This window comes from Aquitalea magnusonii, from assembly GCF_003202035.1.
GTDB classification, from domain to species: Bacteria; Pseudomonadota; Gammaproteobacteria; order Burkholderiales; family Chromobacteriaceae; genus Aquitalea; species Aquitalea magnusonii.
This window is the reverse complement of sequence record NZ_QJKC01000001.1, coordinates 223,406-249,061: the sequence shown is the minus strand read 5'-3', so window position 1 is coordinate 249,061 and position 25,656 is coordinate 223,406. Positions and strand designations below refer to the sequence as shown.

The following is a 25,656-nucleotide window of genomic DNA, read 5'->3' as shown; positions in this document are numbered from 1 at the left end:
TTGATGCATAGCGACGAGGTATTGGCTTACCTGGAGAATCATCCGGACTTCCTGCAACATCATGCCGACCGCTTCGGGCTGCGCGCTGCTGCCGCCCAGCAGGACCGCGTGGTGGTGTCGCTGGCTGACCGGCAGATGCTGGAGCTGAAAGACCGCAACCGTCAGCTGGAAGCGCGCCTGCATCAACTCATCCGCCACGGCGAGGCCAACGACCAGATCATCCACAGCGCACACCGTCTGTCCTTGACGCTGCAGCGCTGCCTCACCCTGCAACAGGTGGCCGACGGGCTGGCCAGCTGTTTTCAGCAGGATTTCGCACTGGAGCGCATGGCCTTGCGCCTGTGGCATCCGGCAGCCGAAGCTTCCCCGTTGTTCAATGCCCGCCATGAAGTGCAGGCTTTGGCGCGCAATCTGTCCGCCCCCTACTGCGGGCCATATGTCAACGACGAGGTACTGGGCTGGTTCCCTGCCACGCCGGTGCTGCAGTCCTTCAGCCAGATCCCGCTAACCGATGCCAGTGGCGCGGCCTTTGGCCTGCTGGTGCTGGCCAGTGACGACGCCCAGCGCTTTACCTTCGACATGCACACCCATTACCTGGCCCAGATGGGTGAGCTCATTTCAGCAGCATTGCTGCGGGTACTGGGACAGGCATGACGGCAACGCTGGGCGGCTGGATCCTGATTCTCCTGCTGGTAAGTTACTACCTGCACATTCTCTGGCGACAGATCGCGGCACGCAGCCCGGTGGCCATCACGGCCTTCGTGGCGGGCTATTTCATGCTGGCCGCACTGTTCCGTCACGCTGAACCCTACCCCGTGCTGCGGCCGGTCTGGCTGCCCTTTATTTACTGCTATGTCTGGCTGGCCTTCAGCGCCGCCATCTGGCTGCTGGCCACGGCCAGGGCTTCGCGGCGCGGACTGCGTTTTCCCGGCGAGCCGCCGCTGATCAGCGCCCTGCTCTGTTCGCAGCTGACACTGAGCCTGGGCACCCTGCTGCTGTCGCCGCTGCTGGACTGGCGCCCGATGGCCGCCTACGTCATGCTGCCTCCGGTGATGGTGGTGCTCAGCTATCTGCTATACCGGCTGTTTGCCGTTGTGCTGCAGCGTAATGGCGGTAATCAGCTCAGCTGGGGCGTGCTGCTGGCCAGCACCTTGCTGTCGCCGCTGCTCAGCATGCTGCTGGGGGCCTGGCTGGCTCCCTATCTGCTGGGCTGGACCTGATACACGCCGGCAAGCTCATAAAAAAACCGGCCCATGGCCGGTTTTTCCTTTCTGCCTGCCGCTCAGGCCAGGCTGCGCCCCAGCGCAGCGGCCAGAGGCGCCAGCTCATCCAGCAACTGCCGGAAGGCTTGCGGATTGAGCGCCTGTTCGCCATCGCACCAGGCATTGGCCGGGTCCGGGTGTATGTCCAGCATCAGCCCATCCGCACCTGCCGCGATGGCCGCCTTGGCCAGGGAGGGCACCATCCATGCCTTGCCGCCGGCATGGCTGGGGTCGACGATGACGGGCAAATGGGTTTCACGCTTCAATACCGGGATGGATGACAAATCCAGCATATTGCGATAGCTCGGCTCAAAGCTGCGCACGCCACGTTCGCAGAAAATGATGTTGTGGTTGCCACCTGCGGCGATATGTTCGGCCGCCATCAGCCACTCGGTGAGGGTGGCGGCCGGGCCGCGCTTGAGAATCACCGGCTTGTTGATCCGCCCCACTTCCTTGAGCAGTCCGACATTCTGCATATTGCGTGCGCCGATCTCGATCATGTCGACATCCAGCTCGAGAAAGGTTTCCAGCATGCGCACGTCCAGCAGCTCGCTCACCATGGGCAGGCCATGGCGGCGTGATTCCTGGCGCAATTGCTCCAGCCCGGCCACACCGATGCCAGGGAAGGCATAGGGACTGGTACGCGGCTTGAAGGCGCCACCGCGCAGCAGGCGGCAGGCTCCAGCCTTCACCAGTTCCGCGCACTGTGCCATCTGTTCGGCAGTTTCCACGGCAGCTGGTCCGGCGATGATCTGGATGGCCTGGCCGCCAAAAGCCTGGCCGCGCACCTGCACCACGCTGTCTGCCGGGTGCACCTCGCGCGAGACAATGCGGTAATCCTTCACCACCCGCATGGCGCGCTCCACGCCGGGCATCAGCTCGAAGGCATCCGGGCTGAACACCCGCTCGTCACCGACGGCGCCGATGATGGTGCGCTCGGTGCCGCGCGAAACATGTTCACTCAATCCGGCGGCGCGAATCTTGTCTACTACCGCCTGGATGTATTCATCAGGGGCGTGGTGCTTCATCACAATAATCATGCTGAGTTCCTGCAAGGGAAGATCCGGCCTGTCACTGCAGGCGCAGACGGAACCTGACGGTTTGACTGCCCGATTCTACCAGAACGCTGCTGCCTGCCGGCGGCCGGCTATTTGCGCAAATGCTGCCATTGACGCGACAGGCGGCGTCCCAGCCGCATCCATACCGCCGGTCGTCTGTTGCGCAGCTGTTGGCGCAAGGCTTGCACGGCCTGCCAGTAGCGCGAGGCGGCCAGTCGTTCAAACACATAAGCCTTGAAGCGCAGGAAAGCCTGATAACTGCGGGCAAACCACGCCACCTGCAGCAGCTGGTCACGGGTCAGCTCGAACAGACGTGCCGCAATGGCGGTGCCCACTACCTTGGCCAGCAGGATCACCAGCAAGCCAAGCAAGGCATGGCCACGGCCGATCAGCAACACCGCCATCAGTTTCACCGGCAACAGGCCCAGCACCGGCAGCAAAAACAGGCTGAGGGCGATGGCTGGCCGTCGACTGGCAATCCAGCGTTCGGCCTGGCGCAGCAGCGGCAGCCGGCCCAGTCTGGCCACTATCGCCGCCAGCTCGTCCCAGGCGAATTCCTCAAAGGCGATAAGCAGTGCTGCCAGCAGCACCAGCGGGCCGCTCACGATGCGCTTCACGCGCCAGGCAATGGTTTTACTGCGACTGTCGCACATGGTGGGCTTTATGAATGACGATGCCTTGCAGGTGGGGTCAGGTATGGGCCAGATCAAGCCACTTGGCGGTGTGGCGCGGCTGATAACTGCGCATGGCATCCAGCAGTGTGAGGATGTCGGGCGAGTGGCTGAACAATTCCATATTGCTGGCCGGGACAAATCCTTCGGCCACGGCATGCCGGGTCAGCGCCAGCAGCGGCTGGTAAAAGCCGGCCACATCCAGCAGCCCTACCGGCTTGTCATGTACCGATAACTGGGCCCAGGTGAGGATTTCAAACAGCTCGTCAAACGTACCAAAGCCACCGGGCAGTGCCACAAAGCCATCCGCCAGCTCGGCCATCATGGCCTTGCGCTGGTGCATGGTGTCAGTGACATGCAGCTCGGTCAGGCCCAGATGGGCCACTTCCTTGGCCTTGAGAAATTCCGGAATCACGCCGATGACCTTGCCACCGGCAGCCAGTGCGGCATCGGCCGCCACGCCCATCAGGCCGACCTTGCCTGCGCCATACACCAGGGTAATGCCCTGCTCGGCCAGCGTGCGGCCAAAATCAGCGGCGGCGGCGATGTATTCCGGGCGCAGGCCCTTGTTGGAACCGCAAAACAGACAAACGGACTTCATCTTTACACTTCCTCAAAAAAGCTGCAGCCGGGTGGATGCTCCAGCCCGGCTGCGCATGGCATGTCGATCAGCTTACAAAACGGCTTGCGGATAGGAACCCAATACCTTGACGAAGGATGTGCGCTCCGCCAGCCCGGCCAGCGCAGTAGCGACATTGGCATCGTCGTGATGCCCTTCCATGTCGATAAAGAACACATAGTCCCACAGGCCGGCGCGCGATGGCCGCGATTCGAACTTGGTCATGGAGACGCCATTATCGGCCACCGGTGCCAGCAACTGGTGCACCGCGCCCGGACGATTGGGGGCGGCCACCACGATGGAAGTCTTGTCCTGCCCGGTGGCACCCACCTGCTGATGACCCAGCACCAGGAAGCGGGTGGTGTTGTTGGGCTCGTCTTCGATGTTTTCCGCCAGCTTGACCAGGCCATAACGTTCGGCCGCCGCCTGACCGGCAATCGCCGCCGCCTGGACATCTTCGCTGGCCAGGCGTGCTGCCTCGGCATTGCTGGCCACCGACACGCGCTCCACACTGTCCGGCAGGTTCTTGTTCAGCCATTCGTGACACTGCGCCAAAGCCTGGGCATGGGCATAGACGCGGCTAATGCCGGCCATCCCCTCCTGCTTGCGCAGCAGGTGGTGATGAATGCGCAGCACCACTTCACCGCAGATGCGCAAGGGACTGCTGACCATCAAGTCCAGCGTGCGCCCTACCGCGCCTTCGGTGCTGTTCTCCACCGGGGCCACCACATAATCCAGCGCACGCGATTCCACCAGACGGAAAGCCTCGTCCACCGAGGCGCAAGCCACGGTATGTGCGGCATGACCAAAATGTTTGGTGGCGGCCAGCTGGGTAAACGTACCCTCCGGGCCGAGATAGGCAATGGACAGCGGCTTTTCCAGCGCCAGACATTCCGACATCACCTCACGGAACAGCCGTGCCACGCTTTCATTTGGCAACGGGCCGGGGTTGAGCTGCTGGATGCGGCGCAGTACCTGCGCTTCGCGTTCCGGGCGGTAGATGATGCCGCCGCCCTTGATTTCGCCGATCTCGCGGGCGTGATTGGCGCGGCTATTCAGCAGATTGAGAATTTCCACATCGATGGCATCGATGGCGTCGCGGTGTTGCTTCAGCAGTTCTTCTGACACGTAATCAATCTTTCACTATGACAAACTGGCCTTTTCCAATCTGGTAAGTTTCCGCGAGATAGCCTTCCGTCGCAAGCACCAGTCGTATGAAATCGGCACATTCCGCGGCGTGCGACAACACATTGTCCACCACGATCAGCCCGCCCGGCCGCAAAACCCGGCATAAAGCCGGCCAGTATGCGGCGTAACAGCTACGGTCTGCATCAAGAAACACCATATCCACGCTACTGTCTGCCTGCGCCGACAAATAAGCGCCAGCATCCTCACAGCGCAGCGTCACCTTGTCGCTCAGGGCAAAGTCTTGCAGATGCGCGGCGGCCTGCTGCTGCTTGGCGGGCAGAATGTCCAGGCTGGTGATGCTGCCGGGGCGGTCGCGCAGGGCCAGCGCCAGCCACAGGGTGGAATAGCCATTCGAGGTGCCAATCTCCAGCACGCATTGCGGATTGGCATGGCGCAGCAGCTGGTAGAGAAAACGCCCGGTATCCGGCGTGATGAACAGGTTTTTCTGTGCCCGTTCGCCGGTCGCGGCATCGTGGCGTTCGCCCTGCTCCCAGATGGCTTGCAGCCTGGAGAGCACTTGACTTGTCAGCATGAGACTTTCCTTTTTATTGTCAGAAGCAAGCGGTAATCAGATCGGCAAAAGACAGGATAAAGCGTGGCTGCTGATACATGGCCAGCAGTGCCAATAGAATGATGGCAGCCAATAGCAGCCAGCCAGCCGTTTTCATGTGGCTGCCCGTTCGGCAAAGGCGGCGGAAGCGCGCTCGCGGATCGGCAGGTTGGCCAGTGCGGCCATGACTCCCAGCACGATGGCAATGCCCCACACCACATTGTAATTGCCGTTCAGGTCGTACAGCTTGCCGCCCAGCCACACCCCAAGAAAGCTGCCTACCTGGTGCGAGAAAAACACTGCGCCGGACAACATGCCCAGATGCTGTACGCCAAACTGGCTGGCAATCACGCCATTGGTCAGCGGCACGGTGGATAGCCACAGAAAGCCCATGACCGAGGCAAACACCAGTACCGATGGCACGGATAGCGGCAGCAGCAGAAACAGCCCGATGGCAATGCTGCGCGCCAGGTAAATGCCCGCCAGCAGTGGCGGCTTGGCAAAACGGCTGCCCGCCTCGCCAAACAGGAAGGTGCCAAAAATATTGAACAGGCCGATCAGTGCCAAGGCCAGGCTGGCGACATTGCCACCCATGCCGTGGTCACGCAGATAAGCCGGCAGATGCACGCCGATAAACACCACCTGGAAACCACAGACGAAATAACCGGCCATCAGCAGGCGGAAACCTGGCTCGGTCCAGGCGCGGCCAAAGGTATGCAGCATGCCTTGCAGCAAGTGGGGATGACTGTGCGACTGCGCAGTTTGCGGCAGCGCGGCGGCCTGGCGGGTCAACCAACGCCCCAGCGGCAGCATCAGCAAGGCGCAAGCCCCCAGCACCAGCAAGGCAGGCAGCCAGCCCAGGCCATCGATCAGCGAGCGCTCCAGCGGCACCATGGCGAACTGGCCGAACGAGCCAGCCGCAGCGGTCAGGCCCATGGCGCGTGTGCGGTAAGCAGCAGGTACGGTACGGCCCAGTACGCCGAAAATCACGCTATAGGTGGTGCCGGACAAGGCCAGGCCCAGCAACACACCGGCGGACAGGCTGAACAGGGTGGGCGTGGCGGACACGGTCATCAATAGCAGGCCAAGGGCATACAGCAGGCCGCCACCCAGCAGCACCTTGCCCGGGCCGTGACGATCAGCCAGCGCGCCGGCAAAGGGCTGGGCCATGCCCCACACCAGATTCTGCATGCCCAGTGCAAAGGCGAAGCTTTCGCGGCTCCAGCCAAAGGCGCTGGTCATGGGGGGCATGAAAAAGCCAAAGCCATGGCGCACGCCCATGGCCAGCGAAACGATCAGGCCGCCGGCGAGCAGCAAGCGTTGGAGGGAGCGATCCATGGAATGATTTCCGCTATTGTTATGGTCATCCATCATAAGACTGCCGCGCACAAGAAAAAACCCGTGTAGAACACGGGTTTTTGCACACACTGTCGCCACAGCAGAACAATACTGCTCAGCCGTGCTGGCGGGCGAAGTCCTGCATGAAATTGGCCAGCGCCTTGACGCCTTCGATCGGCATGGCGTTGTAAATGGAGGCACGCATGCCGCCGACCACGCGATGGCCCTTGAGCTGGATCAGCCCGTTCTTGCGCGCTTCCATCAGGAAGCTTTCTTCCAGCGCCTCGTCCTTCAGGCGGAACACCACATTCATGCGCGAGCGGTACGGTGCATCGATATGGGTATGGTAGAAGCCTTCGCTGGCCTCGATGGCGTGATACAACAGGCCGGCCTTTTCCGCATTGCGGCTTGCCATGCCCTTGATCCCGCCCAGTTGCTTCAGCCACTTGAACACCAGGCCGGCGATATAGATGGGATAGGTCGCCGGCGTGTTGTACATGGAATCGGCATCGGCGTGGGTCTGGTAATTCAGCATGGTCGGCAGATCGGCACGGGCGCGGCCCAGCAGGTCTTCGCGCACCAGCAATACCACCAGGCCGGACGGGCCGATATTCTTCTGCGCGCCGGCATAAATCAGGCCGAACTTGCTGACATCGACTTCGCGCGACAGAAAGTCGGACGACATGTCACAAACCAGCGGCACGCCCAGGTCGGCCGGGACAAAGGGGAACTGCAGGCCGCCAATGGTTTCGTTGGAGGTGTAATGCAGATAGGCGGCGTTGGGGTCGCGCTGCCAGTTTTCTTCTGCCGGCACATAGGCAAAGTTGCGGTCTTCGCTGCTGGCCACCACATTGACATGGCAATAACGGCGCGCTTCCTTGATGGCCAGCTTGGACCAGTGGCCGGTATTGACGATATCCACCGACTGTTTGTCGCCCAGCAGGTTGAGCGGCACCATGGAAAACTGCATGGAGGCGCCGCCCTGCAGGAACAGCACCTTGTAACCGGCCGGCACCTGCATCAGCTCGCGCAGGTCGTGCTCGGCATCATGGATGATTTCCATGAATTCCTTGCCGCGATGGCTCATTTCCATCACCGACATGCCGGAGCCGTGCCAGTCCAGCATTTCGCTCTGGGCCTGAGCCAGTACTTCGTGGGGCAATACCGCCGGTCCGGCAGAAAAGTTATACACCTTGGCCATGTCTGTCCTCAGTCATTGCTTCAATGTTGCGGCATGACCCGGCAGGCCATGCCGGTGTGTGTCACTGCGTGAGCAGGAAGTGGGCCCGGGCAACAGCCACCGGCTTGCGGCGGTCTTCTTGCCAGGCTTCGATCAATACATGGGCCACGCGCTTGCCCTGCTTGGTGATCTCGCAGCGGGCGAATAGCGTCTGTGGACGGCCGGAGCGCAGGTAATCCAGCGAAAAATCGACAATCTTCGGCGCTTCCAGCGATTCGCGGTGCCAGATCAGGTGCAAGAGTGCGGCATTTTCCAGAAAACCGCCGATCAGCCCGCCATGCAGCGCCGGCAAGACAGTGTTGCCGACATTGCGCGGATAAAACGGCAGCTGGAACAGCAATTCGCCATCGTCACCCGTGCTGACTTCCACCCCCATCAGGCGGGCATAGGGAATGGCCTCGCACAGCGCGGCGACATTATTGTCATCGCGCAGGGCAGCCAGTTGCTGCATGAATTCGCTCATCACGTCCCCTCTTTCAGCATGGAGGCGCGGCTGGATTCACGCATGAAGGTGGCCACGCCATGGGCGATGGGGTCGGCCGGATCGTCGTGGTAGCACACGGCACGGGTAAAGGCGATCTGGCTGGCCAGACGGTAACATTCCGCCCGGCAGTAGATGGCCTTGCCCGGCGTGGCTGCCTTGAGGTAATCGATGCGCAGATCCAGTGTGGCAATGGTTTCAAAGTCCGGCAGGCAGGCGGTGACCGAAACGGCACTGGTGGTATCCACCAGCGAGGTGATCACCCCGCCGTGAATGGTGCCGCTGGCCGGGTTGCCCACCAGGTCTTCGCGCCACTCCACTTTCAGGGTGGGCTTGCGGCCCTCGGTGCCCAGGTACTGGAAACCGAGGGTGGCGCAGTGCGGCAAGGAGACGAAGAGCGCGCTCATCGTCTCCAGCACCTGCGCATTGGCAGGCGTTGCCGTCATGCCTCGGCTTCCCCTGCGCTGGCGGCGTCGGCAGCCGGGGCGGCGTTGTCTTCACCGTCGACCACATCACCATCAACAATTTCAGCCTCTTCGTCCGACTCGCCTTCGGCCACTTTTTCCAGACCGATCAGCTTTTCACCCTCGTCCAGGTTGATCAGGCGTACACCCTGGGCCGAGCGGCCGGTTTCGCGCACTTCCGATACCTTGGTGCGGATCAGCACGCCACCGGTGGTGATCAGCATCACGTCGTCGCTGTCTTCCACCAGGCTGGCGGCCACCAGCTTGAGGCCGGTCTTGTCGGTCAGGTCCATGGCAATCACACCCTGGGTGCCGCGGCTGGTATGGCGGAATTCGCCGGTACGAGTGCGCTTGCCATAGCCGCCATCGCTGGCGGTCAGCACCTGCTGCTCTTCGGAATTGGTGACCAGCAGCGAAATCACATGCTGGCCTTCGGCCAGCATCATGCCGCGTACGCCTGCGGCAGTGCGACCCATCGGGCGCACGTCGGTTTCGCTGAAGCGTACGGCCTTGCCGCCGTCGGAGAACAGCATGATCTGCTCGTTGCCGGAAGTCAGGGCCACGCCAATCAGGTTGTCACCTTCTTCCAGACGCACGGCGATGATGCCGGCGGTACGCGGACGGGAGAAGGCTTCCAGCGGGGTTTTCTTCACCGTGCCGTTGGCGGTGCACATGAAGATGAACGGACCCTTGGCCTTGAGGGCGGCGGCTTCGTCATCTTCATTTTCGTCGCACACGGCTTCGGCATCGGTGAAGGCCTTGATCGGCAACAGCGCGTTGATCTTCTCGCCATCGGCCAGCGGCAACACATTCACCATGGGCTTGCCACGGCTGTTGCGACCGCCTTGCGGCAGATCGTAGACCTTGATCCAGTAGCAGCGACCCTTGCTGGAGAAGCACAGCACGTAGTCGTGGGTATTGGCCACGAACAGGGTGTCGATGAAATCGTCATCCTTGGTGGCGGCAGCCTGCTTGCCACGACCGCCACGGCGTTGCGAGCGGTAGTCGTCAATCGGCTGGGTCTTGATGTAGCCGGTATGGGAGATGGTCACCACCATGTCTTGCGGGGTGATCAGGTCCTCGATATTGATGTCGCCGCCAAACGGCTCGATTTCCGAACGGCGTGCATCACCGAACTGGGTCTTGATGGCGGACAGCTCGTCACCGATGATCTGGTTGATGCGCTCCGGACGTTCCAGAATATCGATCAAGTCCAGGATGATGGCCATGATGTCGCGATATTCGCCGACGATCTTGTCCTGCTCCAGGCCGGTCAGGCGTTGCAGACGCATTTCCAGAATGGCTTGCGCTTGCGCATCGGACAGACGATAGCCATCGCCATGCAGGCCAAAGGCGGGGTCCAGACCATCCGGACGGGCCTTGCTCTGGTCCACGCGCGACAGCATTTCTTCCACCAGTTCGGAGCGCCACGGGCGCGCCATCAGGGCGATCTTGGCGGCCGGCGGGGTTTCCGAGGCCTTGATCAGGGCAATGATGTCGTCCACATTGGACAGCGCCACGGCCAGACCTTCCAGGATATGGCCACGCTCACGTGCCTTGCGCAATTCGAAAATGGTGCGACGGGTGACGACTTCGCGGCGGTGGCGCAGGAATTCGTCAATGATCTGCTTCAGGTTCAGCAGGCGCGGCTGGCCATCGACCAGGGCCACCATATTGATGCCGAAGCTGTCTTGCAGCTGGGTCAGCTTGAACAGGTGATTGAGCACCACTTCCGGCATTTCGCCGCGCTTGAGCTCGATCACGATGCGCATGCCGGACTTGTCCGACTCGTCGCGCAGATCGGAAATGCCTTCGATCTGCTTGTCACGCACCAGTTCGGCAATGCGCTCCAGCAGGCGCGACTTGTTCACCTGGTAGGGAATCTCGTCGACGATGATGGCTTGGCGGTCGCCCTTGCCGATGTCTTCGAAATGGGTGCGGGCGCGCATGATGACGCGGCCACGACCGGTGCGGTAGCCCTCTTTAACCCCGGCCGTACCATAGATGATGCCGGCGGTGGGGAAGTCGGGTGCCGGAATGATGTCGATCAGATCATCGATGGTCAGTTCCGGATTGGCCAGCAGCGCCAGACAGGCATCCACCACTTCCGTCAGGTTGTGCGGCGGGATATTGGTGGCCATACCCACGGCAATGCCGGAGGAGCCATTGATCAGCAGATTGGGAATCTTGGCCGGCAGGATCAGCGGTTCGTGTTCCGAACCGTCATAGTTCGGCCCGAAGTCCACGGTTTCCTTGTCGATGTCCGCCAGCAGTTCGTGCGCAATGCGCGCCATGCGGATTTCGGTGTAACGCATGGCGGCGGCGCTGTCGCCATCCACCGAGCCGAAGTTGCCCTGGCCATCCACCAGCGGGTAGCGCAGGCTGAAGTCCTGCGCCATGCGCACGATGGTGTCGTATACCGCCGAGTCACCGTGCGGGTGATATTTACCGATGACATCGCCCACGATACGCGCCGATTTCTTGTAGGCGCGGTTCCAATCGTTGGAAAGTTCGTGCATGGCAAACAGCACGCGACGATGTACCGGTTTGAGGCCATCACGCACATCGGGAAGCGCGCGGCCCACGATCACGCTCATGGCGTAATCGAGGTAGGAGCGGCGCATTTCCTCTTCGAGGCTGATTGGGATCGTTTCCTTGGCGAAAAGCTGATCTGTCATGGGTAAATGGCTATCTTTTCAGGAATCAAAAATAGCCTAGATTCTAGCACGTCCACCCCGCCTACGCATGCCTTGTCGCGTGCGGGACGGGCGCAATGGCTGCCAGCACGGCGGCGGCCTGCTGCGTCAGGTACTTAGCCGTGCGCCCGTGGCAAAAGCCAGCGCAGCCGCCAGCCGCCAGCCATGACAAAGGGCCGCCCATGGCGACCCCTCTGCAGTAGTGCAACTGCCGCTCAGCGCTTGCCGGCTGCCTGTTCGCGGCGGCGGCGCGCCTCTTCCAGCAGGTAGACCTGATAGTCATCCAGGTCGCCGTCGAAATCCTTCACCCCGCCGCGTGAAACCAGCCAGAACTCATCGCACACCGCCCGCAGCAAGGCGCGGTCGTGACTCACCAGCATCACCGAACCTTCAAACTCGTTCAGCGCCACGCTCAAGGCTTCGCGGGTGGCCAGGTCCAGGTGGTTGGTCGGCTCATCCAGCAGCAACAGGTTGGGGCGCTGCCACACGATCATGCACAGCACCAGCCGCGCCTTTTCGCCACCGCTCATGCTGCCCACCTGCTGCTTGACCATGTCGCCACTGAAATTGAAAGTGCCGAGAAAATTGCGCAGCCCCTGCTCGCGGCAATCATTGGCCGGCGGACGGAGGGCGGCCGGAATGTCGCGCGCCAGGCGGAACATGTGCTCCAGCGGATTATCCTGCGGGCGCAGCACGTCCAGCTCCTGCTGCGAGAAGTAGCCGATATTCAGCCCCTTGCCGCGAATGATCTCGCCGCCAGTGGCCTGCAAGGCCTCGGCCACAGTCTTGACCAGGGTCGACTTGCCCTGCCCGTTTGCCCCCAGGATGCCGATGCGCTGCCCGGCCAGTACCGAGCGATTGACACCACGCACGATCACGGTGGGCGGCGTACCCGCCGGCGCATCCTCTGCCGCCGGATAGCCAAACTCGGCCTGCGACATGGTCAGCATCGGATTAGGCAGGCTTTGCGGCTCCTTGAATTCAAACTGGAAATCCGCCTCGGCCAGTACCGGCGCAATCTTCTCCATCCGCTCCAGCGCCTTGACCCGGCTTTGTGCCTGCTTGGCCTTGCTGGCCTTGGCCTTGAAGCGATTGATAAAGCTTTGCAGATGGGCAATCTTCTCCTGCTGCTTGGCCTGCGCCGCCTGCTGCAGAATCATCTGCTCGGCACGCATGTCTTCAAACTTGCTGTAATTGCCGCCGTAGCGCACCAGCTTGGCATTGTCGACATGCAGGGTGACATTGGTGACTGCATCAAGGAATTCGCGGTCATGACTGATCACCACCATGGTGCCGCCATAGTTTTTCAGCCAGGCTTCCAGCCAGACCAGCGCGTCCAGGTCCAGGTGGTTGGTCGGTTCGTCCAGCAGCAGCAAATCAGACGGACACATCAGCGCGCGGGCCAGTTGCAGACGCATGCGCCAGCCGCCGGAAAAACTGTTTACCGGCTGACTCAGCTCGGCCACGCTAAAACCCAAGCCCAGAATCAGCGACTGCGCCCGCGCCGGCGCGTCGTGTTCGCCGGCATCATTCAGCGCCGTATAGGCATGCGCCATGCGCATATAGTCTTCACCCGCCTCGGCCTCGGCCACTTCCAGCCGCGCCGCCAGCAAGGTGGTATCGCCCTCGACCACGAAATCGGTGGCACTTTGCTCGGTCTCCGGCATGTCCTGCGCCACCTGCGCCATGCGCCATTGCGCCGGAATCGACACATCGCCGCCATCTTCATGCAGGCTGCCATTGAGCACCGCAAACAGGGAGGACTTGCCCGCGCCATTGCGGCCAACCAGCCCCACTTTCTCGCCCGGATTGAGCGTGACCGAGGCATTGTCGAGCAACACTTTACTACCGCGACGCAAGGCCACGTTCTTCAGGATAATCATTGGGTCAATTGCGCATTCATGAGAGTGAGGTGAAGTTCACTTGAGCGAGCCGCAAGACTTCACGACGCGCGGCCAGGATGCGGCCGGCACGATACCGCAAGCACGGAGTGGGGTTGGGAGAGCCTTTGTCGGAATTTGCCGACAAGGCAGCAAAATGTAAAACGGGCCTTGTATTTCTACAAGGCCCGTGGAATATGGTGCCGGCGGCAGGAATCGAACTCGCGACCCCCTGATTACAAGTCAGGTGCTCTACCAACTGAGCTACACCGGCGAAGGGCTGCAATATAGCGTCTTGCCCCTTGGCTGGCAAGCCTGTCAGTGCATTTTTTTATGCCTTCTGACCGGCTTTTTCGCTAGCTTGTTGTTTTTGCTTGTTTTGTGATGAACGGGTTTGGCAGCATTTTTTTTGCCCGTCATCTTGCTGGCAGGCTTGTGCTTGGCGGCTGCAGCGTGCTTGCCATGCTGGCGGTGGTGCTTCTTGCCCGCGGCGTGATGCTTGCGGCTGGCCGGTTTGCTGGCTTTGCGCTGCGCCCCGGCGGCATGGGCCTGGCTGGCTGGCGCATGATGCGCTGACTTCTTGGCTGATTTGAGCGGTGCGCTCTGCACATCGCCCGGCAGCGGGATGTCCTCGGTTTCTGCGTGGGCAAAGCCACCCAGCAGCAGCGCTCCCAGCAACAGGGCGGTGCGGATAAATGAATGATTCATGGTGAAGTCTGGGCCCTTAATGGTTGGCCATCTGGCTTGATGAACATGGATGCAAGGTGGCAATACTAGCATGGCTTGGCTGGCTGCATCACCCAGCCGGATTGCGCAGCCGCCTGCGCGCCCTGCTCCATCGCACAGCCGCCCGGTCCATTCAATTTGCATTTGCCGCGCCAATTAACCAACAAAATCGATGCCGGGCATTTATAAATAATGCTAAAGACATTTGCTTCGCAAAGGAGCGCGCTTCATGCCCGGCTTACCTAGCACACTACTGGCACTCTGCCTGTCGCTCATGCCCTGCCTGGCCTGGGCGGCAGAAGCAGGCCAGACCATCTTGCTGGAATGCGACTACCTGCCCAGCATCTGCAACCAGCCAGACCAGCCCACCCCGGGCATGATGATGGAAATTGGCAGCGAAGCCATACGCCGGGCCGGCTATATTCCACAGACCCGCATCCGCCCGTGGAACCGCGCCATGCGCGAGGTGATCGACAGCAGCAACGCCATCATCATCTATTTTGCCCGCACGCCGGAACGTGAGCCTTTGTTTCACTGGATTGCCATCATCAACAGCACTGATTTCCGCTTTTTCACCCGCGACGGGGCGGCGCCATGCCATACCCTGCAGCAAGCCATTGCGGCAGGCCGCATCGGCGTACGCGCCGGCTCCAGCGTGCTTAGCTGGCTGGCGCAACAAGGCGTGAGCCAGCAGCAAATCGAACAAAGCCAGCTGCCCGACATGGCCAAGATGCTCAAGGCCGGCCGCATCGGCAGCTTTCTGGGCAGTACGGCCACCTTCAGGCCAAGCTACCAGCAACAAATCGGCACCATGCCGGTCGAGGGCAATGTGATCTACAGCAGCGAAAACTGGATAGCCTCCGGCCCGCGCTTTCCGCCGGAAACCGCGGCCCGGATCGCCAATGCCCTCGCCCGCATGAAGGATGACGGCTTTATCGAACAGATCATGCGCAAATACGGCAAGTAAGCACATCATCCAGCAGGTTTCCGGCCAGCCCAAGGCCGAGCCTGGTCATTATTCAGGCGACACGGCAGCGCGCACGCTCCAGCAGGCCAGCGCGCCCCATAGCACGGCCAGCGCATTGCCCAGGGCAAACAGCACATGGAATACCTTGGGTGCTGCCAGCCAGCCTTCCAGGTGATTTTCTCCCAGTAGTAATGACAAGCCACACAGCAGCAAGGTGACATTGCGCTTGATGCGCAGCTCTGGCTGATGGGCAGCCCAGGCAAAGATCAAGGCGACAAACAGGTCGAAATAGGCAATTTCCCGTTGCCAGTGCGCGGACAGCGCCCAGGTGGTGCCAGCGGCCGTCCACGCAGGCTGGATCATGTGCGACAGTGCGGAACAGACTGCGGCCGCTGCCCACAGCCGCAACAAGATATCGAAGCGGGCCAGTCCTGCTGAGGATGGGGTGGTGGAAGACTGGTGGGTCATCTGGATGGGCTTTCTGCAGGAAACAGGTGGATGGCCTTCAGCAAATGGCGGCGTGAAGGCATGTTTTTATCCATGGCTGGTGCGCTACAAGTCACCGCCAGCAGGGTGCGCGCTGCCACCAGCATGATTGTCATTCGATTCACCCTTCAGCTACTCCGCCCCGTTCTCTCCCGCCATCAGCTCAATGCCCAAGGCATCGGCCACATGGCGGTTGTTCTCGGCGCTATCGGCAAAGGACCACTCCCTGTCCATCAATGTGCGGATATAAAAGGCATCACTGTAGCGTGACCAAAACAGGCAGGGCAGAAAATACGCCAGCGCCGCCAGCAAGATGGAGTCGCCCAGTGCGCGGGCCAGGAACAAGCCCAGCATGGTGGGCAGCGCTAGTTGCAGGAAAATCAGCGGCTGCTGACGGGTGATCGCCTCGACATGGCCAGCCAGCATGGTGACCAAAGATGGCCGACTGAAACGGACTTTACGCAAGGTGCCGTGATCGGAAAGTAGGATATGCATGGACTTCTCTATGACTAATGACCTGGAAAATGCATCGAACCGCCCTGCCCGGCCAGGCCAGGCCGGAGCCATGACGGGTGCTATGGCGGCGTGCTCACAGTCGCCGCCGCCCCCGGCTGCGCATCCATGCCGAATCGCGCTGTCAGGTTCATTGCGATAGCCAGGCCAGCCGGTTTGCGAGTCTGCGCAGCTGCAAATCTGTGCGGAAGCCGTGGCGCTGGCCAGCAACAGCATTATCGACCGAACCCTGCACATTCCAATATCATATTACCAAACCAGGCCCTCCGCCAGACCAGCGATACGGTTCCGGCGCGATCATTGATGGGGCTGCTAACGGCTGCGGCATCCTCGTAGCGATCCGGCGCATGCAGACATGCACCATTCAGGATATTCAGCTGCACAGACACGCAGAGCGCTTGCACAGCGTGGGGGGGCATCTGGCACAAGAGGCCCGCTTCACCAAACCGTTCACCACACTGGTATAGTGGCAACTGAATTTGGGGTACCGCTCTCATCCCTCTAGCCGCGCTCGGTATAAGCGCAGGCTTTGGGGAGCATCATGAGCTCACAAGCATTTTCCTGGCTTTTCCTTGCCGTCAGCGTGATCGCAGAAGTCTTAGGCACCGTTGCACTACGCTATTCCGACGGATTCACCCGCACCGCGCCCTCCATCATCGTCACCCTTTGTTATGCAAGTGCCATTTGGCTCATGTCCGTATCCGTTCGCCATCTTGAAGTCGGCTTGGCATATGCGGTATGGGCCGGATTCGGAACGGTACTCATTGCCCTTCTGGGAATTCTCTGCTTCGGAGAGTCAACGGCACCGCTTCGACTGATTGGCATTGCCTTAATCGTTGGCGGCGTCGTCGCTCTCAATTTAAGCCCCTCCTAAACCTGCCATCTGGTCAAAGACATGCCCCTGCGCCGCTTGCCCGCAGCTAGCAGGAAGGCGAGCGCATGGCGGGCAACTGGCGGAACCGCTGTTGCCAGGATGATGAATGCTCACCAATATTTGATCATATACATGAATAAATAAAACATGGTTTTCGATTTTATGGATATTATTTTACAAAGTTTGATCACAAAGGACGAGAATGACCAGAACAAGGACACCACCCGTAGCAGCGCACCCGCTGTTCAGCTTGCAGGGAAAGACTGCGCTCATCAGTGGCGCAGGCAGTGCGGAAGGTATCGGCTTTGCCACCGCCAGGCTGCTTGGCGAGCTGGGCTGTAGCGTTGCGCTGTGCGCTACAGGCCCGCGCATCCACGAACGTGCGGCTGCACTGCGCCAACAAGGCATAAGGGCACAGGGGTATATCGCAGATCTTACCGTTGCTGCTGAAACAGACCATTTGTTAAAGCAGGTGGCCCAGGACTTTGCGCGCATCGATATTCTGGTGAATAACGCCGGCATGACGCAGGAAGGGCAAGCCGAAGCATTCACAACATTTGACATGCTGGAAGATCGCGACTGGACAAAAACCCTTCAGCGCAATCTCGATACTTGCTATCTGCTGACGCGGCGCGTGCTGCCCGGCATGCTGGCAAGCGGCCATGGCCGCATCATCAACGTCGCTTCGGTCACCGGCCCGGTGGTGGCCAACCCCGGCGAAGTGGCATACAGCGCGGCCAAGGCCGGCATGGTGGGCATGAGCCGCGCACTCGCGCTGGAAGTGGGCCACAAGGGCATTACCGTCAACTGTGTCGCGCCAGGCTGGGTGGCCACGGCATCCCAGACCGAGGCAGAGCACCAGGCCGCAATGCATACCCCCATGGGCCGCGCCGGTACCCCGGAAGAAATGGCAGCGGCCATCGTATTCCTCGCCATGCCCGTCGCCAGCTACATCCATGGCGAAATGCTGGTGGTCGATGGTGCCAACTGTCTGCAGGAGCGTAAGGGATGACACCATTCAGCCAGAATCTGTTTGCCGGACGCGTCTATCTGGTAACCGGTGCCGCCGGCGGGGTGGGCGGGAGCGTTGCGGAGAAATTGCTGTCGCTGGGCGCCAGGGTGGTCATGACCGATGTGCAGCGCGAGCGCCTGCAAGTGCGCGCCGACCAGTTGGGCGCTGCCGCCCTTGCCGTAGACTTGCGCCAGGCGGAAAACGCTCAAGCACTGATTGACTTCAGCCTGCAGCAATATGGCCGGCTGGACGGGCTGGCCAACTGCGCAGGGGTATGGGTGGAAGGACCGAGCGAGCTGGCCAGCGAGGACGAATGGCAGCATTGCATGGACATCAATCTCAAAGCAGTGTTCTTTCTTTGCAGCCGCGCCATTCCGGCCTTGCGTGAAACGCAGGGGGCCATCGTCAATATCAGTTCCGATGCCGGCGTGATCGGCAATGCCGGTGCCGCCATTTACTGCGCCAGCAAAGGGGGCGTCACCGTCATGAGCAAGGCGCTGGCCAGGGAATTGGCGCCCAGTGGCATCCGTGTCAACGCGCTGTGCCCGTCCGATATTTTCTCTCCCATGCTGGAGTTTCAGGCTGCGCGCTACGGCGAGGGCGATCCGGAAAGCTACTACCGCCGGCTGATGGCGCACTATCCTCAACAGGACAAGGCCCGTTTCCTGACACCCGCCGAAGTGGCGGACCATGTGCTCTGGCTGCTGTCTCCCGCCTGTGCCGGGGTGACTGGCGCCAGTGTCATGCTGGATTTCGGCCTGACCGCAGGGTATTGAGCCGGAGCCCTGCCTGCCGTACCGGGCGTATCTCCCCTCTCCCAGCCGCCAGTTGCTCACCGCCAGCGGGTGGCTGGTTTCTGCCTTGTCCGGTTCGGGCTTGACACTGGCCAGCTGTTGATACGGCTCAATGGCAAACAGCACCGCGTAGCCTTCGAATTGCCAGCATGGCGGATCAGCCTGGACACAGGAAAACCACCGCCGCTGCTTTTGTGACGTGCAATAGCCCGGCTTGTGCATGCTGTATCGCTGCCCTCCTTCCGGTATAGTATTGCTCATTACTTGACGGGCATTATTGCTGCTCAACCGACCCAATAGTTTTTAACCCGGCCCAGCAACCGGATAAAATCTACAGGTCACCACGGCATGCCCATAAAAATCAAAGGTTTAGCTTAATCATGCTGCTAATGATCGATAACTACGACTCCTTTACCTACAACCTGGTGCAGTATTTTGGCGAGCTGCAACAAGAGGTAAAGGTGTTTCGCAATGATGAAATCACCCTGGAACAAATCGAGGCCTTGCAGCCGCAGTACCTGGTGATTTCCCCCGGCCCCTGCACGCCAAACGAAGCCGGTATTTCGGTGGCCGCTATCAAGCACTTTGCCGGCAAGCTGCCCATCATGGGGGTGTGCCTGGGTCATCAGGGTATTGGCCAGGCCTTTGGCGGCAAGATCATTCACGCCAAGCAACTGATGCATGGCAAGGTGTCGCCGGTGCACCATCACAATGTCGGCATGTTCCGTGACCTGCCCAATCCGGTGAGCTGCACCCGTTATCACTCGCTGGTGATCGAACGCGAGTCTTTGCCCGACTGCCTGGAAATCACCGCCTGGACCGATGACGGCGAAATCATGGGCGTGCGCCACAAGACTCTGCCCATCGAGGGCGTGCAGTTCCATCCCGAGTCCATCCTGACCGAGCATGGCCACCGCATGCTGGACAATTTCCTCAAGGAATTCGCCTGAGCGAATGCCCGACGGCCCCACCGTCACCGGCGGGGCCTCTTTGCCGTGCTGCCCAGACAGCCCCGCCCGCGATTCAAGGACCCTCATCATGCTGACCCCCCAGGCTGCCCTCAACCGACTGATTGACGGTAACGAACTGTTTTTTGACGAAATGCTGGATCTGATGCGCCAAATCATGCGCGGCGAACTGACCCCGGCGCAGACCGCAGCCATTCTGATCGGCCTGCGCACCAAGGTGGAAAGCGTGTCGGAAATTGCCGCTGCCGCCACGGTGATGCGCGAGTTCGCCACCCCGGTGCCGGTCAGCCGGCGCGAGCATCTGATCGACACCTGCGGCACCGGTGGTGACAAGAGCCATACCTTCAATATCTCCACCACATCAGCCTTTGTGGTAGCCGCGGCCGGCGCACGCGTAGCCAAGCATGGCGGGCGTTCGGTATCGTCCAGCTCGGGCAGTGCCGATGTGCTGGAGCTCTTGGGCGTCAATCTCAACCTCAGCCCGCAGCAAGTAGCCCGCTGTATCGATGAGATCGGCGTCGGCTTCATGTTCGCGCCCAATCACCATAGCGCGATGAAGCATGTTGCCCCCATCCGCAAGGAGCTGGGCGCCCGCACCATCTTCAACATCCTGGGGCCGCTGACCAACCCGGCCAATGCCGATCACCAGATCATGGGCGTCTTCCACCCCGATCTGGTCGGCATCCAGTCGCGCGTGCTCAAGCAACTGGGCAGCAAGCATGTGATGATCGTGCACGGTCTGGACGGACTGGATGAAATCACTCTCAGCGACCGTACCATGGTGGCCGAGCTGAAAGACGGCCATATCGAAGAATACCTGCTGGACCCGCGCGAACTGGGCTTCAGCTTCTTCGAACTGAAGGACATCCAGGCCAGCAGTGCCACCGCATCGCGCGACATCCTGCTGTCGGTGCTGGACAACCAGCCTGGGCCGGCGCGCGACATCGTGCTGCTCAATGCCGGCGCGGCCATTTATACTGCGGACATTTGCGCCACGCTGGCCGATGGCATTGCGCTGGCGCGTGAAGTCCTGGCCAGTGGCCAGGCGCGTGCCAAGCTGCAGCAACTGATCGAGCTCAGCCAGTCACTGGCCGCCTGAACCCCTTTCTTGCACGTCCGGCCACCCGTGGTGGCCGGATGGTTTTACTATTGATTCCTGCTTTTCGAGATATTGCCTACCATCATGAGCACACCATCCCCAGACATTTTCAAGGCTTACGATATTCGCGGCATTGTCGGCAAGACGCTGACCATTGAAGCCGCCCAGCAAATCGGCCATGCCATCGGCTCGGAAGCCGTTGCGCGCAAGGTCAAGGCCATCGTCATTGGCCGTGACGGCCGCCTGTCCGGTCCCGACCTGAGCGATGCCTTGGCCAAAGGCATCCGTGCCGCCGGTGTCGATGTCATCGATGTCGGCCGCGTGGCCACCCCGATGCTGTATTTTGCTGCTTATGAACTGGGCACGCTGTCCGGCGTCATGGTCACCGGCAGCCATAATCCGCCGGACTACAACGGCTTCAAGATGATGCTGGCCGGCGACACCCTGGCCGGTGACGACATCCAGGCCCTGTATCAGCGCATTGCCAGCGGCGATCTGGCCGAAGGTGCCGGCAGCTACAGCACTCATGACATCAGCGAAGCCTATCTGACGCGCATCACCAGCGATATCAAGCTGGAGCGCAATATGAACATCGTGGTGGATTGCGGCAATGGCATCGCCGGCGACTTTGCCCCTGTGCTGTTCCGTCGCCTGGGCTGCCGCGTACGTGAACTGTTCTGCACCGTGGATGGCACCTTCCCCAATCACCACCCGGACCCGGCCAAACCGGAAAACCTGCAGGACGTGATCGAAGCGCTGGCCAAGACCGACTCCGAGCTGGGCCTGGCTTTTGATGGCGATGGCGACCGCCTGGGCGTAGTCACCAAGGACGGCAATATCATCTGGCCGGACCGCCAGCTGATGCTGTTTGCGGCCGACGTGCTGGAACGCAACCCCAAGGCCAAGATCATTTACGACGTGAAATCCACCCGCCTGCTCAAGCCGTGGATTCTGGAAAACGGTGGCGAGCCGGTGATGGCACGTACCGGCCACAGCTTTATCAAGGCCAAGATCAAGGAAACCGGTGCGCTGCTGGCCGGCGAAATGAGCGGCCATGTGTTCTTCAAGGAACGCTGGTATGGCTTTGACGACGGCATGTATGCCGGCGTGCGCCTGCTGGAAGTACTGTCGCGGGTGGAAGACCCCGGCGCCGTGCTCAACGCCCTGCCCAATGCCGTTTCCACGCCCGAGCTCAACCTGAAGATGCAGGCCGAGGGTGAAAACCATGCGCTGATTGCCAAGCTGCAACAGACGGCCAGCTTTGACGGTGCCGAGGAAATCAACACCCTGGACGGCCTGCGCGTGGAATATGCCGATGGTTTCGGCCTGGCGCGCGCCTCCAACACCACGCCGGTGATCGTGCTGCGCTTTGAGGCTGATAATGCAGAAGCGCTGGAACGCATCAAGGCGGATTTCCGCCGCGTACTGGCCACCGCCACGGATGCCGCCCTGCCGTTCTGAACGGAAATGGTGCAGCTGCGGCCGCTTGCCCTATAATGGCGGCCGAACCAGACCACAGGGGACATGGCCGGCCATGTCCCCTGTCATTATTGACAAGGGACGGCCCATTACGGCCCCCTGTCCCGAAAGGATGAGCATGTACGCCCAGGCTGCCAGCAGCTTTACCACCGTGCGCGATCTGCTGCGTTTTGCGGTATCGCGTTTCAATCAGGCCGGCCTGACCTATGGCCATGGCACCGACAATGCCCACGATGAAGCGGCCTACCTGATCCTGACCACGCTCAAGCTGCCGATCGACCGGCTGGAACCCTATCTGGACGCACGCCTGCTGCCCACCGAAGTCAAGGATGTGGTCGACCTGATCGAACGCCGGGCCGAAGAAAAAGTACCGGTGGCCTACCTCACCCACGAAGCCTGGCAAGGTGAATTCAGCTTCTATGTGGACGAACGCGTGCTGGTGCCGCGCTCCTTTATCTACGAGCTGCTGGGCGAACCGCTGCAACCGTGGATCGAACACCCCGAACTGGTACACCGCGCCCTCGACCTGTGCACCGGCTCCGGCTGCCTGGCCATCCAGCTGGCCCATCACTACCCGGATGCCGAAATCGACGCCGTCGACATTTCGCTGGATGCGCTGGAAGTCGCCGCCATCAACGTGCAGAACTACGGCCTGGAGGAGCAGATCCAGCTGATTCACAGCGATCTGTGCGAAGGACTGGAAGAACCGTACGACCTGATCATCGCCAACCCGCCGTATGTGGATGCCGAATCGGTGGATGCCCTGCCGCAGGAATACCTGCACGAGCCGGAAATCGCCCTGGGCTCCGGCGAGGACGGCCTGGATGCCACCCGCGAAATCCTGCGCCGCGCGCCAGACCTGCTGACCGAACACGGCGTGCTGCTGGTGGAAATCGGCCACAACCGCGAGATGCTGGAAGAGTGTTTCCCCAACCTGCCCTTCATGTGGATGGAAACCGCCAGCGGTGATGGCTTTGTCTTCCTGCTGACCCGTGACGACCTGATCAAGGGCCTGGAGCTGGACGAGGCCGCCGAGTAAGGCAGCCACCAACGCCATGAACAAAGCCGGACAGCGTCCGGCTTTTTTGCATTCCGGGATGAATGGATTAATGGCTAAAGCCGTAATTCCAGAGCAGCAGGCTGCTGGTAAACAGCATGATCAGGCCGATGGCACAATCCAGCACACGCCAGCTGCTCTCCTTCTGGAAAAAGGGCGCCAGTTTACCGGCAAAGAAGCCGATGCCGGCAAACCACAGCACCGAAGCAGTGATGCTGCCCAGAATGAAGGATGGTGCCGCCAGGCTGCCATACACCGATGCCACGCTGCCGATCAGGATGACGGTATCCAGCCAGACATAGGGATTAAGCAGGGTAACCAGCAGGATGGTGCGAATGGCGCGCTTGCGGTCACGCTCCACCGACCCCTCCAGCTTGAGCGCACCGGGATGCATGGCCGCACGGAAGGATTTGAAGCCCAACCAGAGCAAAAAACCGGCTCCCAGCCAGGCGACTGTTTGCACAAAACCAGGGATGGCGCCAATGATCTTGCCCATGCCCAGCACCCCGCAGCTGATCAGCAACACATCGGCCACGATGCAGATCAGCACGATGGGCAGAATATGGCTGCGCCCTATCCCCTGGCGGATGATAAAAGCGTTTTGCGGGCCGATGCCCACGATCTGGCTGGTGGACAAGCCCAGGGCCGCCAGATAGACATTCAAGTTGAACATGATTTTCTCGCCATGCAAGCGGCAGCCCAGCGGGTGGCTGGGAGTGCCATGAACAGGCGCCTAGCTTAGAGTCAATCCGGATAGAAGTTAAGCTAATAATTTTTATCTACGATAAGAAATATTAATATCACACTTCCCCCGGACAGGCGCGATACTCCAGCAAATCCGGCAAGTGCTGCTTGAAAAAGTCGATCAACACCCGAACTGCCGGCGACAAGCCACGGCGCGTGGGATACAGCATCACCAGCCGGCCATCCTTGGGCCGCCACTGTGGCAGCAGCAGCTGCAAGCGCCCAGCCGCCAACTCCTCCGCACAGCTATACAGCGGCAGCCCGGCCAGCCCCAGCCCAGCCAGCGCCGCCTGCTTCAAGGTCTGCACATTGTCGCTGCGCAGCAGCACATTCACCCGCACATCCTGATAGCTGCCAGAATCGTGACGCAGCAGCAAGACATCCGTGCCACCGTCCAGCGGAGCGAACTGCAGGCAGCCACATCCCTCCAGCTGTTGCGGCGACAGAACATCGCCCAGCTGCGCCAGCCATGCCGGCGTGGCCAGCAAACCCCACTGGGCAGTACACAGGCTGACCTGCACCAGGCTGGAGGAAGCCTGTTCGAAACCGACCCCACGCACCACCACATCCACGCCCTCCTCCAGCAAATCCACCTGACGATTACTGGCCTGCACCGACAATTTCACCTTGGGATAACGCTGCATGAAATCGGGCAGCAGGCGCGACAGTACCGCATCGGCAATGGCAATCGGCACGCTCAGCCGCACCTGGCCGCTGGGCTCTTGCTGGCGCTGCCGTACCGCGGCCTCGCCCGCCTGCGCCTCAGCCAGCATGGCCAGGCAGTGGGCATACAAGGCCGCCCCGGCATCGGTCAGCCGCAGATTGCGCGCATTGCGCTGCAGCAGGCGGGCGCCCAGTCTTTCCTCCAGCAAGCTGACCCGGCGTGACAAACGTGACTTGGGCAGGCCCAGGCTGCGGGCCGCCGCACTGAACCCCTGGCGCTGCACCACCTGGGAAAACAGAAACAGATCATTCAAATCGAGTGCGAGCGGAATCATGGTGGTTTTTCCTTGTGGCTAATCGGTCATTAATCGTTCCACTGCTGGAACGATTAATACGATTTTTCTTATATTTTAATCATGGCGGCCTTCTTCATAATAGTTCCACGCAATTAAGCCTTTCGTACAGTCTCAACCCAAGACCAGCCCGACGACGCGGAATTGCTCCCACCACAATGCAAAGGACCAAGCCATGAAAATTCGTCAACTGCTGTCCGCCAGCCTGCTCGGCCTCGCCACCCTGTCTGCTGCCAGCGTTTCCATGCCCGCCGCCGCTGCCACCACAGCAGCCACCCAGCAAAATGCCAACCTCAGCATGCTGTCACGTGACAATGCCGTGCTGCTGCTGGTGGATCACCAGGTGGGCCTGATCAGCGGTGTGCGCGACACCACGGTGGGCGATCTCAAACACAATGTGGTGGCACTGGCCAAAGCCGCGCGCACGCTGGGCGTGCCGGTCATTGTCACCGCCACCATGCCGGATGGCATGTG

26 protein-coding genes, 1 tRNA gene and 1 pseudogene are annotated in these 25,656 nt (G+C 60.9%); 11 read left to right on the top strand and 17 right to left on the bottom strand.

From position 1 onward, the window contains the following. Positions 1–3: 3 nt before the first annotated feature. Together DFR38_RS01165 and DFR38_RS01160 are read left to right on the top strand one after the other, a co-directional pair. Entirely contained in the window at positions 4–654 is a 651-nt protein-coding gene (locus DFR38_RS01165; RefSeq protein ID WP_059285682.1) for a DUF484 family protein, read from the top strand. Then, the gene (locus DFR38_RS01160) at positions 651–1,220 is read left to right on the top strand and encodes a hypothetical protein (protein WP_059285681.1); all 570 of its coding nucleotides are present in this window, start codon (positions 651–653) and stop codon (positions 1,218–1,220) included. Before DFR38_RS01165 ends, DFR38_RS01160 begins: the two co-directional genes overlap by 4 nt. Before the next feature lie 62 nt (positions 1,221–1,282). Here the strand turns inward: DFR38_RS01160 and aroF are convergent, their stop codons facing one another. The 13 genes from aroF to DFR38_RS01095 all read right to left on the bottom strand — a co-directional run bounded on the left by aroF (position 1,283) and on the right by DFR38_RS01095 (position 14,317). Continuing rightward, a complete protein-coding gene (aroF, locus tag DFR38_RS01155; RefSeq protein WP_059285698.1) occupies positions 1,283–2,302 on the bottom strand; it encodes a 3-deoxy-7-phosphoheptulonate synthase in 1,020 nt (339 codons plus the stop codon). A 107-nt stretch (positions 2,303–2,409) separates the two neighbouring features. Continuing rightward, the gene (locus tag DFR38_RS01150) at positions 2,410–2,973 is read right to left on the bottom strand and encodes a hypothetical protein (protein ID WP_059285680.1); all 564 of its coding nucleotides are present in this window, start codon (positions 2,971–2,973) and stop codon (positions 2,410–2,412) included. A gap of 37 nt (positions 2,974–3,010) precedes the next feature. After that, on the bottom strand, positions 3,011–3,592 hold the full coding sequence (locus tag DFR38_RS01145; RefSeq protein ID WP_059285679.1) for an LOG family protein: 582 nt from the start codon (positions 3,590–3,592) through the stop codon (positions 3,011–3,013). A gap of 72 nt (positions 3,593–3,664) precedes the next feature. Next, positions 3,665–4,738 carry a prephenate dehydratase gene (gene pheA, locus DFR38_RS01140; protein WP_059285678.1) on the bottom strand — a complete coding sequence of 358 codons (1,074 nt, stop codon included), beginning with the start codon at positions 4,736–4,738 and terminating at the stop codon, positions 3,665–3,667. A gap of 4 nt (positions 4,739–4,742) precedes the next feature. Beyond that, complete coding sequence (locus DFR38_RS01135) at positions 4,743–5,330, bottom strand: O-methyltransferase (protein WP_059285677.1); 588 nt, start codon at positions 5,328–5,330, stop codon at positions 4,743–4,745. Positions 5,331–5,462: 132 nt separating this feature from the next. Then, the gene (locus DFR38_RS01130) at positions 5,463–6,686 is read right to left on the bottom strand and encodes an MFS transporter (protein WP_110312877.1); all 1,224 of its coding nucleotides are present in this window, start codon (positions 6,684–6,686) and stop codon (positions 5,463–5,465) included. Between the two features lie 115 nt (positions 6,687–6,801). After that, positions 6,802–7,887, bottom strand: coding sequence for a 3-phosphoserine/phosphohydroxythreonine transaminase (gene serC, locus DFR38_RS01125; protein WP_110312876.1), 1,086 nt, complete (start codon positions 7,885–7,887; stop codon positions 6,802–6,804). A 61-nt stretch (positions 7,888–7,948) separates the two neighbouring features. Then, positions 7,949–8,389: a PaaI family thioesterase gene (locus tag DFR38_RS01120; protein ID WP_059287199.1), complete on the bottom strand. Its 441-nt coding sequence runs from the start codon at positions 8,387–8,389 to the stop codon at positions 7,949–7,951. Continuing rightward, positions 8,389–8,853, bottom strand: coding sequence for a PaaI family thioesterase (locus tag DFR38_RS01115; protein ID WP_059287198.1), 465 nt, complete (start codon positions 8,851–8,853; stop codon positions 8,389–8,391). The genes DFR38_RS01120 and DFR38_RS01115 overlap by 1 nt, the downstream gene beginning before the upstream one ends. Then, the gene (gene gyrA / locus DFR38_RS01110; RefSeq protein ID WP_059287197.1) at positions 8,850–11,549 is read right to left on the bottom strand and encodes a DNA gyrase subunit A; all 2,700 of its coding nucleotides are present in this window, start codon (positions 11,547–11,549) and stop codon (positions 8,850–8,852) included. The genes DFR38_RS01115 and gyrA overlap by 4 nt, the downstream gene beginning before the upstream one ends. A gap of 233 nt (positions 11,550–11,782) precedes the next feature. After that, a complete protein-coding gene (locus DFR38_RS01105) occupies positions 11,783–13,450 on the bottom strand; it encodes an ABC-F family ATP-binding cassette domain-containing protein (RefSeq protein WP_059287196.1) in 1,668 nt (555 codons plus the stop codon). Positions 13,451–13,645: 195 nt separating this feature from the next. Then, positions 13,646–13,721 (bottom strand) — tRNA-Thr (locus tag DFR38_RS01100). A gap of 44 nt (positions 13,722–13,765) precedes the next feature. Beyond that, positions 13,766–14,317, bottom strand: coding sequence for a hypothetical protein (locus DFR38_RS01095; protein ID WP_146215891.1), 552 nt, complete (start codon positions 14,315–14,317; stop codon positions 13,766–13,768). Between the two features lie 85 nt (positions 14,318–14,402). Between DFR38_RS01095 and DFR38_RS01090 the strand changes: the two genes are divergently transcribed. Continuing rightward, the gene (locus DFR38_RS01090) at positions 14,403–15,140 is read left to right on the top strand and encodes a substrate-binding periplasmic protein (RefSeq protein WP_082693606.1); all 738 of its coding nucleotides are present in this window, start codon (positions 14,403–14,405) and stop codon (positions 15,138–15,140) included. Positions 15,141–15,188: 48 nt separating this feature from the next. On the opposite strand, the gene DFR38_RS01085 is transcribed toward DFR38_RS01090, so the two are convergent. Next, a complete protein-coding gene (locus tag DFR38_RS01085) occupies positions 15,189–15,608 on the bottom strand; it encodes a hypothetical protein (RefSeq protein ID WP_059286924.1) in 420 nt (139 codons plus the stop codon). Between the two features lie 150 nt (positions 15,609–15,758). Then, positions 15,759–16,121: a hypothetical protein gene (locus DFR38_RS01080; RefSeq protein ID WP_146215890.1), complete on the bottom strand. Its 363-nt coding sequence runs from the start codon at positions 16,119–16,121 to the stop codon at positions 15,759–15,761. A 559-nt stretch (positions 16,122–16,680) separates the two neighbouring features. Here DFR38_RS01080 and DFR38_RS01075 point away from each other — a divergent pair. The 7 genes from DFR38_RS01075 (at position 16,681) to prmB (ending at position 23,404) form a co-directional block, all read left to right on the top strand. Continuing rightward, positions 16,681–17,013, top strand: coding sequence for a DMT family transporter (locus DFR38_RS01075; RefSeq protein WP_059286930.1), 333 nt, complete (start codon positions 16,681–16,683; stop codon positions 17,011–17,013). A gap of 202 nt (positions 17,014–17,215) precedes the next feature. After that, on the top strand, positions 17,216–18,025 hold the full coding sequence (locus tag DFR38_RS01070; RefSeq protein ID WP_110312873.1) for an SDR family NAD(P)-dependent oxidoreductase: 810 nt from the start codon (positions 17,216–17,218) through the stop codon (positions 18,023–18,025). After that, positions 18,022–18,801: an SDR family NAD(P)-dependent oxidoreductase gene (locus DFR38_RS01065; protein ID WP_110312872.1), complete on the top strand. Its 780-nt coding sequence runs from the start codon at positions 18,022–18,024 to the stop codon at positions 18,799–18,801. The genes DFR38_RS01070 and DFR38_RS01065 overlap by 4 nt, the downstream gene beginning before the upstream one ends. Before the next feature lie 398 nt (positions 18,802–19,199). Beyond that, the gene (locus tag DFR38_RS01060; RefSeq protein ID WP_059286926.1) at positions 19,200–19,769 is read left to right on the top strand and encodes an aminodeoxychorismate/anthranilate synthase component II; all 570 of its coding nucleotides are present in this window, start codon (positions 19,200–19,202) and stop codon (positions 19,767–19,769) included. Between the two features lie 88 nt (positions 19,770–19,857). Next, a complete protein-coding gene (gene trpD / locus DFR38_RS01055; RefSeq protein WP_059286927.1) occupies positions 19,858–20,886 on the top strand; it encodes an anthranilate phosphoribosyltransferase in 1,029 nt (342 codons plus the stop codon). Positions 20,887–20,970: 84 nt separating this feature from the next. Continuing rightward, on the top strand, positions 20,971–22,347 hold the full coding sequence (locus DFR38_RS01050; RefSeq protein ID WP_059286928.1) for a phosphomannomutase/phosphoglucomutase: 1,377 nt from the start codon (positions 20,971–20,973) through the stop codon (positions 22,345–22,347). Between the two features lie 136 nt (positions 22,348–22,483). Further along, positions 22,484–23,404: a 50S ribosomal protein L3 N(5)-glutamine methyltransferase gene (prmB, locus tag DFR38_RS01045; protein WP_059286929.1), complete on the top strand. Its 921-nt coding sequence runs from the start codon at positions 22,484–22,486 to the stop codon at positions 23,402–23,404. A 67-nt stretch (positions 23,405–23,471) separates the two neighbouring features. Here the strand turns inward: prmB and DFR38_RS01040 are convergent, their stop codons facing one another. Both DFR38_RS01040 and DFR38_RS01035 read right to left on the bottom strand, forming a co-directional pair. Further along, complete coding sequence (locus DFR38_RS01040; RefSeq protein WP_059286932.1) at positions 23,472–24,095, bottom strand: LysE/ArgO family amino acid transporter; 624 nt, start codon at positions 24,093–24,095, stop codon at positions 23,472–23,474. A 127-nt stretch (positions 24,096–24,222) separates the two neighbouring features. After that, on the bottom strand, positions 24,223–25,164 hold the full coding sequence (locus DFR38_RS01035) for a LysR substrate-binding domain-containing protein (RefSeq protein ID WP_110312871.1): 942 nt from the start codon (positions 25,162–25,164) through the stop codon (positions 24,223–24,225). A 193-nt stretch (positions 25,165–25,357) separates the two neighbouring features. Here DFR38_RS01035 and DFR38_RS01030 point away from each other — a divergent pair. Beyond that, a pseudogene (locus DFR38_RS01030) lies at positions 25,358–25,656 on the top strand (hypothetical protein); the annotation flags it as partial.